17 protein-coding genes are annotated in these 13,898 nt (G+C 62.0%); 11 read left to right on the top strand and 6 right to left on the bottom strand.

Annotation, left to right across the window (positions count from 1 at the left end):
• Positions 1–32: 32 nt before the first annotated feature.
• Positions 33–419 carry an acyl-CoA thioesterase gene (locus ACODTZ_RS21955; protein WP_112980509.1) on the bottom strand — a complete coding sequence of 129 codons (387 nt, stop codon included), beginning with the start codon at positions 417–419 and terminating at the stop codon, positions 33–35.
• 235 nt (positions 420–654) lie between these two features.
• On the opposite strand from ACODTZ_RS21955, the gene ACODTZ_RS21950 reads away from it, so the two are divergent.
• From ACODTZ_RS21950 to ACODTZ_RS21910, 9 genes are all read left to right on the top strand, one after another.
• Positions 655–1,479, top strand: a complete 825-nt coding sequence (locus tag ACODTZ_RS21950; protein WP_489028017.1) for a hypothetical protein — start codon at positions 655–657, stop codon at positions 1,477–1,479.
• 88 nt (positions 1,480–1,567) lie between these two features.
• Positions 1,568–2,596: a linear amide C-N hydrolase gene (locus ACODTZ_RS21945; protein ID WP_489028096.1), complete on the top strand. Its 1,029-nt coding sequence runs from the start codon at positions 1,568–1,570 to the stop codon at positions 2,594–2,596.
• A 73-nt stretch (positions 2,597–2,669) separates the two neighbouring features.
• Positions 2,670–4,328: an alpha/beta hydrolase gene (locus ACODTZ_RS21940; protein WP_489028015.1), complete on the top strand. Its 1,659-nt coding sequence runs from the start codon at positions 2,670–2,672 to the stop codon at positions 4,326–4,328.
• A gap of 137 nt (positions 4,329–4,465) precedes the next feature.
• Positions 4,466–4,639 (top strand): hypothetical protein, encoded by a 174-nt coding sequence (locus tag ACODTZ_RS21935; protein WP_489028013.1) that lies wholly within the window; start codon positions 4,466–4,468, stop codon positions 4,637–4,639.
• Positions 4,640–4,810: 171 nt separating this feature from the next.
• Positions 4,811–5,047, top strand: coding sequence for a hypothetical protein (locus ACODTZ_RS21930; protein WP_047512324.1), 237 nt, complete (start codon positions 4,811–4,813; stop codon positions 5,045–5,047).
• 274 nt (positions 5,048–5,321) lie between these two features.
• Entirely contained in the window at positions 5,322–6,602 is a 1,281-nt protein-coding gene (locus tag ACODTZ_RS21925; RefSeq protein ID WP_489028011.1) for an extensin-like domain-containing protein, read from the top strand.
• Between the two features lie 77 nt (positions 6,603–6,679).
• Complete coding sequence (locus ACODTZ_RS21920) at positions 6,680–6,928, top strand: hypothetical protein (RefSeq protein WP_489028009.1); 249 nt, start codon at positions 6,680–6,682, stop codon at positions 6,926–6,928.
• A 164-nt stretch (positions 6,929–7,092) separates the two neighbouring features.
• Positions 7,093–8,019 carry an ABC transporter ATP-binding protein gene (locus ACODTZ_RS21915; RefSeq protein ID WP_489028007.1) on the top strand — a complete coding sequence of 309 codons (927 nt, stop codon included), beginning with the start codon at positions 7,093–7,095 and terminating at the stop codon, positions 8,017–8,019.
• Positions 8,016–8,777 (top strand): ABC transporter permease, encoded by a 762-nt coding sequence (locus ACODTZ_RS21910; protein ID WP_489028006.1) that lies wholly within the window; start codon positions 8,016–8,018, stop codon positions 8,775–8,777. The genes ACODTZ_RS21915 and ACODTZ_RS21910 overlap by 4 nt, the downstream gene beginning before the upstream one ends.
• Before the next feature lie 7 nt (positions 8,778–8,784).
• On the opposite strand, the gene ACODTZ_RS21905 is transcribed toward ACODTZ_RS21910, so the two are convergent.
• Complete coding sequence (locus tag ACODTZ_RS21905; RefSeq protein WP_489028004.1) at positions 8,785–9,588, bottom strand: COG4705 family protein; 804 nt, start codon at positions 9,586–9,588, stop codon at positions 8,785–8,787.
• A gap of 16 nt (positions 9,589–9,604) precedes the next feature.
• Positions 9,605–9,871 (bottom strand): hypothetical protein, encoded by a 267-nt coding sequence (locus tag ACODTZ_RS21900; protein WP_047512316.1) that lies wholly within the window; start codon positions 9,869–9,871, stop codon positions 9,605–9,607.
• 205 nt (positions 9,872–10,076) lie between these two features.
• Here ACODTZ_RS21900 and ACODTZ_RS21895 point away from each other — a divergent pair, with 205 nt between their 5' ends.
• Positions 10,077–10,754 (top strand): winged helix-turn-helix domain-containing protein, encoded by a 678-nt coding sequence (locus ACODTZ_RS21895; protein ID WP_489028002.1) that lies wholly within the window; start codon positions 10,077–10,079, stop codon positions 10,752–10,754.
• Entirely contained in the window at positions 10,741–12,102 is a 1,362-nt protein-coding gene (locus tag ACODTZ_RS21890; RefSeq protein WP_489028000.1) for a HAMP domain-containing sensor histidine kinase, read from the top strand. The genes ACODTZ_RS21895 and ACODTZ_RS21890 overlap by 14 nt, the downstream gene beginning before the upstream one ends.
• Positions 12,103–12,115: 13 nt before the next feature.
• Here ACODTZ_RS21890 and ACODTZ_RS21885 read toward each other — a convergent pair whose 3' ends face one another.
• From ACODTZ_RS21885 to ACODTZ_RS21875, 3 genes are read right to left on the bottom strand one after another with little or no spacing between them, the layout of a single operon-like run.
• Entirely contained in the window at positions 12,116–12,817 is a 702-nt protein-coding gene (locus ACODTZ_RS21885) for a TIGR02281 family clan AA aspartic protease (RefSeq protein ID WP_489027998.1), read from the bottom strand.
• Entirely contained in the window at positions 12,814–13,023 is a 210-nt protein-coding gene (locus tag ACODTZ_RS21880; protein WP_489028094.1) for a DUF1289 domain-containing protein, read from the bottom strand. Before ACODTZ_RS21880 ends, ACODTZ_RS21885 begins: the two co-directional genes overlap by 4 nt.
• Before the next feature lie 19 nt (positions 13,024–13,042).
• The gene (locus tag ACODTZ_RS21875; protein WP_489027996.1) at positions 13,043–13,825 is read right to left on the bottom strand and encodes an adenosylcobinamide-GDP ribazoletransferase; all 783 of its coding nucleotides are present in this window, start codon (positions 13,823–13,825) and stop codon (positions 13,043–13,045) included.
• Positions 13,826–13,898: the final 73 nt, after the last annotated feature.

The following is a 13,898-nucleotide window of genomic DNA, read 5'->3' as shown; positions in this document are numbered from 1 at the left end:
GCAACCGAAAAGTTGCCTTTCTCTTGTTTGGTCTATTCGGCCGGAACCGGCTTGGGCTGGCCATTCTCGTCGAGCGCCACCATGATGAAGGTGCCGGCGGTGACTTTTTCCATCTTGTTGTAGCGTGCCCGAGTCGCCCAGGCCTCGATACAGAGGGTGATCGAGGTGCGGCCGACGCGCTCGATCTCGGTATAGATGGACAGGGTATCGCCGATCTTGACGGGCAGGGCGAAGGCCATTTCCTTGACGGCGGCGGTGACGACGCGCGCCTTGGCGCGCTCGGCGGCCGAGATGCCCGATGCAAGGTCCATCTGCGCCATGACCCATCCACCGAAGATGTCACCGGCCGGATTGGCATCGGCGGGCATCGCCATGGTCCTCAGGGTCAGCGTGCCTTTCGGCTTGGGGTCTTCGGTCATTGGCGCTCCTTTTGAAGGCAGATTTTCAGGTCGATTCCTGCGGACCCTAGCGTATCGGCTGAAAAACCGAAATCGGAGCGTTTCGGCAAAAGTGTCGCGCCCTTGCGACCACACGTCTCTTTGAGTTCCGCAATCGTCATTCGATCGCCGTCAGCGAGCAATCCTGCTGATCTCGCTTGAGTTTTCGCCCTCCGGTAGTAAGGTCGCGGTGGGACATTGAAAATGGGGGCTTTCGATGCGGCTTTTGGCGATGGGTGTGGCGACCGTGAGCCTTGCGCTGTTTTCCGCTCTCTCATTCAATTCAGGACGGGCCGTCGCCGCCGATTTCGACAACAGCAGGATCGCGCCGGAGCGCGAGTGGGCCGTCATCGTCAGTCCCTACGTGTGGGCCGCATCGCTGAATGGCAGCGGATCGCTGGCCGGTTTCGATACGGATGTCGACGTTCCTTTCTCCGACATCTTCGACCATCTCGATTTTGCTCTCATGGGCAATATCGAGATCACCAATGGCCAGTGGGGCGTCTATTTCGACGGCCAGCATGTAAAGACCAGCCAGGACGAGCAGGTGTTCTCACACGAGATCGGGCTCGACATCACCACGACCACGCTGTCGGCGGGCGCCTTCTTCAAAGCCTATGAGGCGGTTCTCGGCGGCGACACGGTGTTCGGCAAGCCGCGAACGCTGTCGATCGAGCCGACCGCCGGCGTGCGCTGGACAAAGCTTGAGGCTGATGTCGAGGCTTTCGGCCTTCGCGCGTCGAAGAGTTCCGACTGGACCGATCCCTTCGTCGGCCTGCGGATGAATGCCGATCTCACCGAACGCTGGAACCTGTTTGCCGAGGCCGATGTCGGTGGCTTCGGTGTGGGGTCAAAGGTGAGCGTCAACGCTCAGGCCTATCTCGGCTATCGCACCATGATGCTCGGTCATCCGACCGTGCTTAGGGCAGGATACAGGCTTCTCTACCAGGATTACGAAAACGACGACTTCACCGGCGCGAACAAGTTCAAATGGGACGTCAGCCAGCACGGCCCTGCGATCGGGTTTTCCATGCGCTTTTAGCTTCCGCGATCACCGATATTGGAGAAGCCCCGTGTCTTCGAACCGCCGTCCATCCCGTTCACGCGTTCGCACGGTCGCGACCGCCGTCATCGCGTCCGCTCTGCTTTTCGCCGATGTCGCCGATGCATGCACCCGCCTGGTCTATCTCGGCCCGGATGCGAACGTCATCACCGCGCGGTCGATGGACTGGAAGAGCGACATCACTACCAATCTCTACATCCTTCCACGCGGCACTGAGCGCAGCGGCAAGGCCGGCCCGAATTCCATTCACTGGACCTCGAAATACGGGAGCGTCGTCGCGACCGGCTATGATGTGTCGACCACCGATGGGGTGAACGAGGCGGGGCTGAACGCCAACCTTTTGTGGCTGGTCGAATCCGAATACCCGCCCTTCGAAAAGTCCAGCAAGCCCGGCCTCACCATCGCGGCCTGGGCGCAATATGTGCTCGACAATTTCGCGACGGTTGACGAGGCGGTGGCGGCGCTCAGCCAGGAGCCATTCACCGTCGTCACCGACAATGTGCCCGGCGAGAACCGGCTGACGACGCTGCATCTGTCGATGTCGGATGCGACAGGGGATAGCGCGATCGTCGAGTATATCGGCGGCAAGCAGGTCATCCACCACGATCGCAAATATCAGGTGATGACCAATTCGCCGATCTTCGACCAGCAACTCGCGTTGAACTCCTATTGGCAGCAGATCGGCGGAACCGTCATGCTGCCCGGCACCAACCGGGCCGCCGACCGCTTCGCGCGCGCCTCCTTCTACGTCAACGCGATCCCCAAGGACGAGAGCCCCAATAGGGCGCTCGCAAGCGTCTTCAGCGTCATCCGCAATGTCTCGGTGCCCTATGGCCTGAACACGCCGGAGGAGCCGAACATCTCCTCGACGCGCTGGCGCACCGTGTTCGATCATAAGCGCAAGCTCTATTTCTTCGAGTCGGCGCTGACGCCCAACACGTTCTGGGTCGATCTGAAGACGATCGACTTCGCCAAAGAGACCGGCAAGGTGAAACGGCTCGACCTCGGCGAGAGCCAGGACCACACCTACTCCGGCAACGCGACATCGGAATTCAAGGATGCCAAGCCCTTCGTGTTTCTTGGCCTTGGTGAGTAGAAGGCGCGGGGCGCAGGGCTTATCTTCGTCTGAGATCGCCGTCGGTCGTTGCGGCTAAAGGTTGGGGAGTTGCATGAGGCGTCTGCTCGGTGGTCTTTTTCGCTCTCTGTCGGTGATCGGGCTGACGCTCGCCTTCGCCTTCTTCGCCGCGTCGCTGACGCCGACGCTGATGCCGCGATCCTATATCGTGCAGGGGGCGCTGTCGGGTATTTGCGCGGCGGTCGGCTATCTCATCGGGGGCGCTGCCGTCAGTCTCTGGAAATATCTCGAACTGCCTTATCGTGGGCCGCTGCTGTCGCAGAGGATAGCGGTGCTGATCTGCGGGCTGATCGTCGCCGTCGTCTTCCTCTGGCAGGCGGCCGGTTGGCAGAACTCGATCCGCGAGCTCTGGCATATGGAGCCGCTCGAAAGCGCCGAGCCGTTCAAGCTCGGAGCGCTTGCCTTCGTCGTCTTTCTCGTCGCGGTGCTGCTGGGACGCTTGTTCCTGCTGACCTTCCGGTGGACATCGCGGCGGCTCGATCGTTTCGTGCCGCGGCGCGTTTCCAATGTCATCGGTTTCGTGATCGCGGTGGCAGTGTTCTGGTCGGTGGCCGAAGGGGTTCTGATGCGCGGGGCGCTGCATGCGATCGATTCCTCGATGCAGCGGCTGGATGCGCTGATCGAGGATAACGTTCCGATGCCCGCCGATCCGGCCAAGACGGGAAGCAAGGCGTCTCTGGTCGCATGGGACGGGCTTGGGCGGCAGGGGCGGCACTTCGTGGCGTCGGGGCCGAGCGCGTCCGATATCGGCGGCTTCTGGAAGGGCGAGGCGCGCGAGCCCATTCGCGTCTATGTCGGCCTCAACAATGCCGATACGATCGAGGCGCGCGCCAAGCTTGCTCTCGAGGAGTTGAAGCGGGACGGGGCCTTCGAGCGGTCGATGCTCGTTATCATCGCGCCGACGGGTACCGGCTGGGTCGATCCGGCGGCGATGGATACGCTGGAATATCTGACGCAGGGCGATGTCGCGAGCGTGGCGCTGCAATATTCCTATCTCTCGAGTTGGCTTTCGCTGCTGGTTGAATCCGAATATGGCGCGCAGTCGGCCAAGGCGCTGTTTCGCGAGGTCTACGGCTACTGGACGACGCTGCCTCACGATAAGCGGCCGAAGCTCTACCTGCATGGCTTGAGTCTGGGTGCGCTGAACTCGCAGCTTTCGGCCGATATCTTCGATGTGATCGCCGATCCGTTTCAGGGCGCGCTCTGGAGCGGTCCGCCTTTCGAGAGCCGGATGTGGAATGCGGTTACGGCAGGGCGCAATCCACAATCGCCGGCATGGCTGCCGACCTTCCGCGACGGTTCGATGATCCGCTTCACCAATCAGGAGAACCATCTGGACCTGCCGAGTGCTGCGCAATGGGGGCCGATGCGGATCGTCTATCTGCAATATGCAAGCGATGCGGTGACGTTCTTCGATCCGCACTCCTTCTATCGAGAGCCGGCATGGATGCAGGCGCCGCGCGGGCCGGATGTGTCGCCGAGCCTCAGGTGGTTTCCCGTGCTGACCATGTTCCAGCTGCTGTTCGACCTGATGATCGCGACGACGTCGCCGATGGGCTACGGCCATGTCTATGCGCCCGAACATTATATCGACGCCTGGATCGCCGTTGCCGCATTGACGGTCGATCCCGGCGAGGTGGCGGCGCTGAAGACGCGTTTCGCGCAAGCGGCCGCTCAAGGCGGGAACGACTGAGGTCGGGTGGCGCGGTGGCGGTTTGTGTCGGTTCGACTGTTCATAAGCGGGAATATGATCGTGATTAACCACGTTTCTTATGGGTTCGTTTAGGCTCCCGTAGCAGTTTGCGCCGGAGTGGCTGGGAAACCACATCTTTGAGGTTCAAACTGATGACCTATAGCGGGTTGCTTCTTTCCGCCGTCGTTGCCGGCCTGATCACGATCCTTGCGATCGGCAGCCGTCCTGCATCCGAAACCGCGGCCAACTGGCCGCAGATGGAACTGACGAAGACCGATCGCATCGTCACCGGAAGTGTGCCGGCGCGGTAATTCTCTGCGATCCGGCGAAGCCGCTTAGGGCGGCTTTGCCAATACCACCAAGGCTGACTTTGCCTGATCGGGCCCGACTGCAATAAATTACCCATTTGTTTTTGTGGGCGACGCAAGTAAACGATTAATTTACCGCAACCTAAGAGAGTGGGGTAATAAAGGCGTTACCCGATGAATAGCTCCAGACCCCGTTACGATGTCATTTGCGATCCGCTCGATATGTGGATGGTCTGGGACCATCAGGCGGAGGAGCCCGCATGCTTTGGCGGTCAGGTTCTTAACGGACTGACCGAAGGTCATGCCGTCGAGGTCGCCAAGATTATGAACGAGATCTATGGCAGCGGCCGCCCGGTTCGTCGCGCCGCGATCAACTTGTCCGACGACAAGGATCTGCGTTACGTCAGTTGACGCTTTTGCTCGCCCGTCGCGTTTCCCGGCGTGCTGTTCGCACGCCTCTTTCCGGCCTGATGAACAAGTCTGCGCATATCTCCGATCGGTGATTATCGCGCGCTGATCCCGGATTTTTTCGACCCGGAATAGGGCTTTTGTTTCAAACGCTTCCGCAATCGTGATCGGCCGGGCCGGACTTGTCCGGGCTGGGGGTAAGGTTTCGTTCACCGCTTTTTATTAAATTTGCACCGAAGTTTTTTGGTCACTGCCGATCTTCGGAAGCGATGAGAGTATGGCGTTTGTTTCCATCATGCGGCGTTATGTGCTGCCCGTGCTGCTGTCTACAGCGCTGACGACGTGCTCGACGGATGCGCTCGTTCCGCCCGGCAGCGTGGATAGCGGCACGAAGGTCGGCTCCATCTCGCCGCCGCGGCGCCAGGCGCCGGTCAACATGCCCTCCAGCGCCATCGATCAGGCCTATCCCGCCGGCAGCCAGCCCGTCCAGGGTTCCGTCGATTATATGAATACGCCCAATCTTGCCGGTCGCGGCCAGGCGAGCGCAGCCCCTCCAATGACCAACGATCAGGCGTCCGCCGGTGCGCGCGGTGCTGCCGGCCAGTTCAGCGGCCAGCCGGCCACTTGGGGCGGGACGCAGACGCTTGCCGTGCCGCCCGAGGGCGTCAACATGGATGCGGAGCTTGGGGCGGAGCCGGTGACCGGTCTTGCGCAGGAAGAGCAGCAGCAGATCGCCGAGGGACAATCGGACCAGCCCGTCGTCGATGGCGTCGGCACCGATAACCCGACGCAGATGAACCGCATGCGCGCGCCACGGCCGGCGAGCCAGGCTGCGATGGGGCAACAGCAGCAGGTGTGGGGCGACGGCAGCGCCGTCGTGGCGCCGACGCGCGTGCCTGAAGAGAGCGAGCCGCAGGAAGTGGCGATGCTGCGGCCGAACAACCCGATGGACAGCGAGCCGCAGATGAGCCAACCGGCACCGGCTGTGCCCGGCGTGATGCCGAGTTCCGAACTTTCCTGCCGGCGCGAACTGAAGCGGATGGGGGTGGTCTTCACCGACAAGCCGCCGATCTCCAACGGACCGGCATGCCAGGTGCCTTACCCGATCTCGCTGCAGGGCCTGTCCGGCAATATCGGCGTTCGCCCGGCGGTGACGCTGAACTGCCAGGTGACGCTCGCCTTTGCCAAGTGGGTGAAGAACGAGCTCGCGCCATCGGCACGGTTTCGCTACTGGTCCGGCATCAAGACGATCCAGCCGCTTGGCGGCTATAGCTGCCGCCGCATGAACAACAGCCGCCAGCGCTATAATCCGATGTCCGAGCATGCACACGGCAACGCGATCGATGTCGGCAAGTTCGTGCTGAAGAGCGGCCATGAGATCGATGTGCGCAAGAAGGGCCTGTTCTCCTTCCGCGAGGGCAAGCTGCTGAAGGCCGTGCGGACCGACAGCTGCAAGTATTTCAACACGGTGCTCGGCCCCGGCAGCAATCCGGAGCATTGGAACCACTTCCATTTCGACCTTCGCGAGCGCAAGAGCGGCAAGGTCTATTGCGACTGACGGCATTCGCGGCCCGGCATCGATGCGGCTGCGGGAATCGCTTTAAACGGGCTCCCTGTCAGTAAGAGGAGATCGTTGTGGCCGAGAAAAAGCGCCCGAATATTCTGTTTTTCATCGTGATCGTGGTGATCGCAGCCGTTGCGGTGTTCGGCGGCCGTTGGTATGCCTACGTGGCCTATGCGAGCGATCCGTTCGATGAAGTGGGCATCAGCCTCAACATGAAGATGCCCGATTTCATTCGCATCAAAGGCTGCGAGATGCTGAAGGCGCGCTTCGAAGGCAAGACTTTGCCGCCGGCTGGCTGCAGCGTGAACGGCGCCTGGTAGGAAGGCTGTGGGGGCCTTGAAGTCCTGACGATCGGGGAACCGCGTTTTTCAATTGCATCATTTTCGAGCAAATGAATACTCTGTTCGCAGTCAATGGGATGTAAAACTGTCGCGGAGCGGCTATATAGCGGCGAAATCCTTCCTTTCGTCTGCAAGAGCCCTTCATGGCCCCCATCATTTCCATCCGCAATCTCACGAAAATCTACGGTAACGGCTTCCAGGCACTGAAGGGCATCGATCTCGATGTGGAGAAGGGCGAGATCCTCGCGCTTCTCGGTCCGAATGGCGCCGGCAAGACGACGATGATCTCGATCGTCTGCGGCATTGCCAATCCGAGCGGGGGAACGGTGCTTGTCGGCGGCCACGACGTGGTCAAGGACTTCCGGGCGACGCGGTCGATGATCGGGCTTGTGCCGCAGGAGCTGACCACCGACCAGTTCGAGACGGTGTGGAACACGGTCAGCTTCTCGCGCGGCCTGCACGGCAAGAAGGCCAATCCCGCACATATCGAAAAGGTGCTGCGCGACCTGTCGCTGTGGGACAAGAAGGACAATACGCTGCGCCAGCTTTCCGGCGGCATGAAGCGGCGCGTCCTGATCGCCAAGGCGCTCAGCCACGAACCTGAAATCCTGTTCCTCGACGAACCGACGGCCGGCGTCGACGTCGCGCTGCGCAAGGACATGTGGCACGTCGTCGAGAAGCTGCGCGAGGCGGGCGTCACCATCATCCTGACGACGCATTATATCGAAGAGGCCGAGGAGATCGCCGACCGCGTCGGCGTGATCAATGGCGGCGAGCTGCTGCTCGTCGAGGACAAGACGGCGCTGATGGCCAAGCTCGGCCGCAAGCAGCTGATCCTGGAATTGACCGAGCCGCTTGAAGAGCTGCCCGCGAGCTTCGCCGGCAACGGCCTTGCGATCACGGCGGGTGGCAATCGCCTGACCTACGAGTTCGACGCCGAGAACGACCAGGAGAGCATCGCCGCGCTGCTGACGCGTCTTGCCGAACACAACATCCATTTCAAAGACCTGTCGACGCAGCAGAGTTCGCTCGAAGACATCTTCGTGGCGCTCGTGGGAGGCGCAAAATGAACTTCGAAGCCGTCAAATCCATCTATTTCTTCGAAATGGCCCGCACCCGCCGCACCCTGTTGCAGAGCGTGGTCTCGCCGGTCATTTCGACGTCGCTTTACTTCATCGTCTTCGGGGCGGCCGTCGGGTCGCGCATCCAGGAAGTCGAGGGGATCTCCTATGGAGCCTTCATCACGCCGGGCCTGATCATGCTGACGCTGCTCGGGCAGTGCATCGGCAACGGGTCCTTCGGCATCTACTTCCCGAAATTCACCGGCACCATCTACGAAGTGCTGTCGGCGCCGGTGGCGATGGCCGAGATTTTGCTCGGCTATGTCGGGGCGGCCGCGACCAAGGGGTTGATGATCGGGGTGATCATCCTGCTGACGGCGAACTTCTTCGTCGAGGTGAGGATCGAACACCCGTTCATGATGGCGCTGTTCTTCGTGCTGACGGCCGTCACCTTCAGCCTGTTCGGCTTCATGATCGGGCTGTGGGCGAACAATTTCGAGCAGTTGAACCTGATCCCGATGCTCGTCGTGCCGCCGCTGACCTTCCTCGGCGGCAGCTTCTATTCGATCAACATGCTGCCGCCCTTCTGGCAGGCGGTCAGCCATTTCAATCCGGTGCTCTATCTGGTCAGCGGTTTCCGTTGGAGCTTCTACGGCATCGCCGACGTCAATCCGCTGATCAGCCTCGGTATGATCACGCTGTTCCTGGCAATCTGCCTGGGCACGCTCGGCTGGATGTTCAGGACCGGCTACAAGCTGCGCAACTGATGCAGCTTCATTGCCGATCGATGGCCTCGCGCGACGGGGAATCCTCGTCGCGTTCCGGTCGGGCACTCAGCGTCATGTAGGTCACGATGACCACGATCGCGCCGAGGAAGAGAAGGCTTGTGTAGATCGTCCCAAAGCCGAGACCGCCATACTCGACCGGCTGTGACAGCAGGTCACCCAGCGATGCGCCAAGCGGACGCGTAACGATATAGGCCAGCCAGAAGGCGAGAATGGCGTTCATGCCGCCGCGATAGTAGGCGAGTGCGATGGCCGCGATCACGCCGGCGAACAGCAAGGCTGTGCTGAGATAGCCGAGCTCCATCCGTTCGGCGATGAGATCACCGGCGGCTGTGCCGAGCGCGAAGGTGAACAGGATCGCCAGCCAGTAAAGGGCTTCGCGCCGTGTCGTGAAGATGGTGTGGATGGAGAGCGTGCTTTCGAGCGCGTACCAGCCGAGGAACGTCAGAAAGAGCGCGCTCGAAAAGCCGATGGTGGTGACATCAAGCGGGACGCCGAAGTTGTCGACCAGATTGTCGGTGACCAAGGTTCCGACAATGCTGATCAGGACGACGGCGGCCCAGTAGGCCGATGGGACGTATCGTTTCATCGAAAACTGGATGGCGATGGCGACCGTGAGGATGGCCGCCATGATCACGGAGGTCACGGTCAGGCCAAGCCCCAGATTGACGGCGAGATAATCGGCGGCCGTCTCGCCCATGGTGACGGCCATCAGCTTGATCAGCCAGAAATCGACCGTCACGTTCGGAACGCGGTTGGCGGGCTCGTGGCCCGCTCGAATGGCGTTTGTCATCACGGTGCCTCGCTTCTTACTTGCCCATGATCTTCATGGCTTCGGCCAGAAACTTGTCGGAGCGCGCATCGTCGTCGGCGTTGCAGCGTTCGACGGCCTTGGTCTCCAGGTCGTTCACCTTCTTTGCGTCGGCATCTGCGAGCTTCGCTGTTGCCTTCGTGGCGCGCATGTCCTTCAGCATGTCCTCGCAAGGTGCCGGTGCTGCATGCGCGGGCATCGAGACGAGAACGAAGCCCAGGGCGACGAGGGCGTTCAGGATACCTGCTGCGGCGATGGTCTTCATGTTGCGTGTCCTTCTGTTGAGTGGTCGTGTTGAGCGGTGCGAGGCTTTGCTCGCCGATCCGCAAACAGACACTAGGGGCGCGGCCATACGCTGGCCTCGCCGCCACCATACGTTTTCGTAAGGTTTGCGAAGCGCGATGGCATTCCCGCCGGAAACGGGTAGCTTGGCGATGCCGAATTGTAGGCGGAAGCAACGGACTTCAGGCATGTGGGTATTGGTGGTCGAAGACGACCGGCGGGCGGCCGATTACGTGGCGAGAGGGTTTATCCAGGTTGGCCATTCTTGCGACGTCGTTCATGACGGGCGCGACGGGCTGTTTCAGGCTACGCGCGAGGCCTATGATGTCGTCATCGTCGACCGCATGCTGCCGGGGCTTGATGGCTTGTCTCTCGTCAAGGCCTTGCGGGCCGCGCGGATCAGCACGCCGACGCTGTTTCTGACTGCTGTCGGCGGCGTCGACGATCGCGTGGATGGACTGGAGGCGGGCGGGGATGACTATCTGGTCAAGCCGTTTGCCTTCTCGGAGCTTCTGGCGCGCGCGAACGCGCTGGCGCGGCGGCCGCGTCTGCAGGAACAGAAGACGGTGCTGCGTGTGGCGGATCTGGAGCTCGATCTCTTGCGCCGCCAGGTGACGCGGGCAGGGCAGATCATCGACCTGCAGCCGCGTGAGTTTACGCTGCTTGAAGTGCTGATGCGCGGCGAGGGGCGTGTCGTGACGCGGACCATGCTGCTGGAACGCGTGTGGGACTTCCACTTCGATCCGAAAACGAGCGTGGTCGAAACGCATATCAGCCGCTTGCGGGCAAAGATCGACCGGCCGTTTCCGGTGCAACTGCTGCATACGGTGCGCAACACGGGCTACAGTCTGCATGCGCCGCGTTAATCTCCTGCGCAGCACGCCCTTTCGCCTGGCGATGACCTTCGGCGTGCTTTTCGTCGCCGCCTTCCTGGTTGCCGGCGCGATCACCTATCACATGCTCAACAGCGGTCTCGAACGTCAGCTCGACGATACCGTCAACGAGATCTACAGCGCGATCGCCTCGACCTATGCGCAGAACGATGTCGAGGACCTGATCGCGGCGGTGAACACCTATTCGAGCCTGCGGTCGCCGGATCAGGGCGTGTTCTTGCTGAGCGACCCGAACGGCAAGCGTTTGGCCGGCAATATTGCGCTCCCCGTTGCGAGCGAAGGTCTGTCGAGCGTCGGTGCGGCGGCGCTGGGGTTGCCTGACGGACATTCCTATCGCGTGCGCAGCGGTCTTGTCGGCGGCAACCGGCTGGTGGTAGGCCGCAGCTTTGCGGAGAAGGAGAGGCTTGGCGAAATCCTGCTGGTAAGCCTCGGCTGGGCCGCCGGCGTCATCGTGCTGATCGCTGTTGGTGGCGGCGCTTTCCTGGCGACCAGAGCGCAGCGGCGTCTCGACGCGGTGGCGCGCACCATGATCGATGTGTCGAATGGCGAGCTTGCAACGCGCATTCCCTTGCGTGGGAATGGCGATGATATCGATCTGGTGTCCGAGAAGATCAATCATGCGCTCGACCGGCTGTCGGGGCTGGTGGAGGGCATGCGGCAGGTGAGCGCCGATATCGCGCACGAGCTCAAGACGCCGCTCAACAGGTTGAAGATGACGCTCGAAGACGCGGCGGAACGGACGGAACGCGGTGAGCCGGTCGGGCAACTGATCGCGGACGCCTGCATGGAAAGCGATCAGATCAACGCCACGTTCGAAGCGCTGCTGAGGATTTCCCAGATCGAGGCCGGTGCCCGGCGGGCGCGTTTCCAATCGGTCGACCTGGCCGACGTCATGTCATCCGTCACGGAGATTTACCGCGACGTGGCCGTCGATGCCGGCCAGACATTGCGTTTTGTCGCGGTCGATGGTGCCGGCATGCAGCTGATGGGGGACCGCGAGCTGCTGATCCAGATGTTCGTCAACCTGATCGAAAACGCCATCACCCACAGTGGGACAGGAACGCTGATCGAGCTTTCGCTGGCGCGCCGCGACAATCTGCTTCTGGCCCGAGTGGCGGACAACGGCGTCGGGATTCCTACCGCGGAGCACACGAAGGTGTTTCGCCGGCTCTACAGGCTCGACAAGAGCCGCACGTCGGCGGGCAGCGGTTTGGGCTTGAGCCTGGTCAAGGCTGTTGCCGATCTGCATTCGGCCGAGGTGATGCTGGAGGACAACCAGCCCGGAACGCGCGTGCTGGTTCGTTTTCCCGTCCTGCGCTAGGCAGTTTGCGACGCTAGTCGCGCATCCTCAGTTCGTCGGTCTGCATCTGCAGCGAACCCAGCGTCTCGAGGAAGCTCATGCCGAGCAGGCTCTGGTCCAGCCGTCCGTCCTCGGCGACGCTGCCGGCGACGTTGTTGCGCACGATGGGGCCGATCGCCACTTCAGACAGCGTGACGGGGGCCGCCTGGGCGCGACCGTTGGCGGTCATGACGCTCATCGAATAGGTGAGGTTATCGGGGATGATGCCGACGCGCTCGGCGTCCTCGCGCGAGAGCGCGATCATGCTGGCGCCGGTGTCGACCAACATCGTGATGGTCTGGCCGTTGATCTCGACATCGGCCTCGAAATGACCATTCAGCAGCTTGTGCAGGATGACTTCCTTGCCGCCCTCGCTGGTGGTCACGACCACGGCGTGGCCGGGAATGAGGCCCGCCAGCAGACGATTGCCGACGCTGAGCGCGTCGTAGCGGTAGAGATAGGCGGTGGCGAGGCCGAGGATCAGCACCAGCCAGATCATCATGTGGCGCATCGTCTCGCCGACGCTGATGCGCCGTCCCCAGATGCCGGCAGCCAGCATCAGCGCGATGGGGAGAAGATAGAGCATGCGGCCGAAATCGTCGGTCCTGACGCCGAGGATCTTGGGGCTGTCGTGGTTGAAGAGCAAGATGAGAAGGCCGATGCCGAGACCGCCAAGTCCAATCGTCAGCCTGTTCATGCGGTGAGCTCCGTGCTTGCCATCGTCTCGCGCGATGCCGCTGATGGGATCGCTTTCATCCTGGCGGGCAGCAGGCGCATGACCGCGTGCCTCTCTTCATCCGAAAACGCCGCCCAGCCAACAATTTCCTCGATCGTTCGGCCACAGCCCGCGCAAAAGCCGCTGGATGAATCAATGGAGCAGATGTTGATGCACGGGCTTATCATGACAAATGATATCGTTGTTTCACAAGGCCATGGCAAGAGCACACAGCGCCGCCATCTCGGAAATTTGAGCGGTCGCGCCCAGCGTATCGCCGGTATGGCCGGAGAGAGTCACACGGGCCACTCGAGTGAAGATCATAGCGCTGAGGCCGCAGGCGAGCAGGGCGCAGATGAGCGGCAGAAGGCCTAGGCTCGGCCAAATCATGAGTGCCGCCAGCGCGCAGGCCGAGACGACCGCCATTTGCATAACGCCTTCGCTGGGCTGGCCGACTGCTGCGGCCACGCCATCGGATTTGGCCGGCGGCAGGCGGTGCCAGTGCCAGACGAGCGCGCCGCGGCTGATGCAGCCGATGGCGGGCAGGGCGAGTGCGGCGGCAAACGGCACGACGCCGCGCGCGATCGCGGCGATGGCGGCGGCGCGAATGGCGAAGGAGAGGATCAGCGCGATGGCGCCATAGGTGCCGATGCGGCTGTCCTTCATGATCGACAGCCGCTGGGCGCGGTCGCGGCCGCCACCGATGCCGTCGGCGCAATCGGCAAGGCCGTCCTCATGCAGCGCGCCCGAGACGATCGCCTGTACCGCCAGAGCCACTAGCGCCGACATCAGCCGGTCGGCGCGCAGGCCGAGCATGACGAGCAGAACGATTGCCGGCAGCAGGCCGATGATGATGCCGGCAACGGGGAAGGCGCGCGCGACGCGACCGAGTTTTCCGTCATAGCCCGCAAAGGCTGCCTTCGGCATCGGAATACGGCTCAGGAATGCGACGGCGCGCGCGATATCGGCCACATAGGTTGCGATGTTCATGGCGCGTCCGCTCCCGGGGATGATGTCTGGCGCTTTTTAGAGTTGTTCCGCTTCGCGGCTGGATTTAAGAGTG

It is taken from the genome of Rhizobium sp. FG113 (assembly GCF_057809895.1).
The sequence above is the reverse complement of the archived record's forward strand: the minus strand, read 5'-3'. Positions and strand labels throughout refer to the sequence as shown.

Bases quoted from the DNA above. Each gene is read 5' to 3' on its own strand.
- ACODTZ_RS21910 (WP_489028006.1), top strand. From the start codon at position 8,016: ATGAACTTCGAAGCCGTCAAATCCATCTATTTCTTCGAAATGGCCCGC.
- ACODTZ_RS21925 (WP_489028011.1), top strand. From the start codon at position 5,322: ATGGCGTTTGTTTCCATCATGCGGCGTTATGTGCTGCCCGTGCTGCTG.
- ACODTZ_RS21940 (WP_489028015.1), top strand. From the start codon at position 2,670: ATGAGGCGTCTGCTCGGTGGTCTTTTTCGCTCTCTGTCGGTGATCGGG.
- ACODTZ_RS21900 (WP_047512316.1), bottom strand. From the start codon at position 9,871: ATGAAGACCATCGCCGCAGCAGGTATCCTGAACGCCCTCGTCGCCCTG.
- ACODTZ_RS21895 (WP_489028002.1), top strand. From the start codon at position 10,077: ATGTGGGTATTGGTGGTCGAAGACGACCGGCGGGCGGCCGATTACGTG.
- ACODTZ_RS21880 (WP_489028094.1), bottom strand. From the start codon at position 13,023: ATGATAAGCCCGTGCATCAACATCTGCTCCATTGATTCATCCAGCGGC.
- ACODTZ_RS21875 (WP_489027996.1), bottom strand. From the start codon at position 13,825: ATGAACATCGCAACCTATGTGGCCGATATCGCGCGCGCCGTCGCATTC.
- ACODTZ_RS21885 (WP_489027998.1), bottom strand. From the start codon at position 12,817: ATGAACAGGCTGACGATTGGACTTGGCGGTCTCGGCATCGGCCTTCTC.
- ACODTZ_RS21890 (WP_489028000.1), top strand. From the start codon at position 10,741: ATGCGCCGCGTTAATCTCCTGCGCAGCACGCCCTTTCGCCTGGCGATG.
- ACODTZ_RS21930 (WP_047512324.1), top strand. From the start codon at position 4,811: ATGAATAGCTCCAGACCCCGTTACGATGTCATTTGCGATCCGCTCGAT.
- ACODTZ_RS21955 (WP_112980509.1), bottom strand. From the start codon at position 419: ATGACCGAAGACCCCAAGCCGAAAGGCACGCTGACCCTGAGGACCATG.
- ACODTZ_RS21905 (WP_489028004.1), bottom strand. From the start codon at position 9,588: ATGACAAACGCCATTCGAGCGGGCCACGAGCCCGCCAACCGCGTTCCG.
- ACODTZ_RS21915 (WP_489028007.1), top strand. From the start codon at position 7,093: ATGGCCCCCATCATTTCCATCCGCAATCTCACGAAAATCTACGGTAAC.
- ACODTZ_RS21950 (WP_489028017.1), top strand. From the start codon at position 655: ATGCGGCTTTTGGCGATGGGTGTGGCGACCGTGAGCCTTGCGCTGTTT.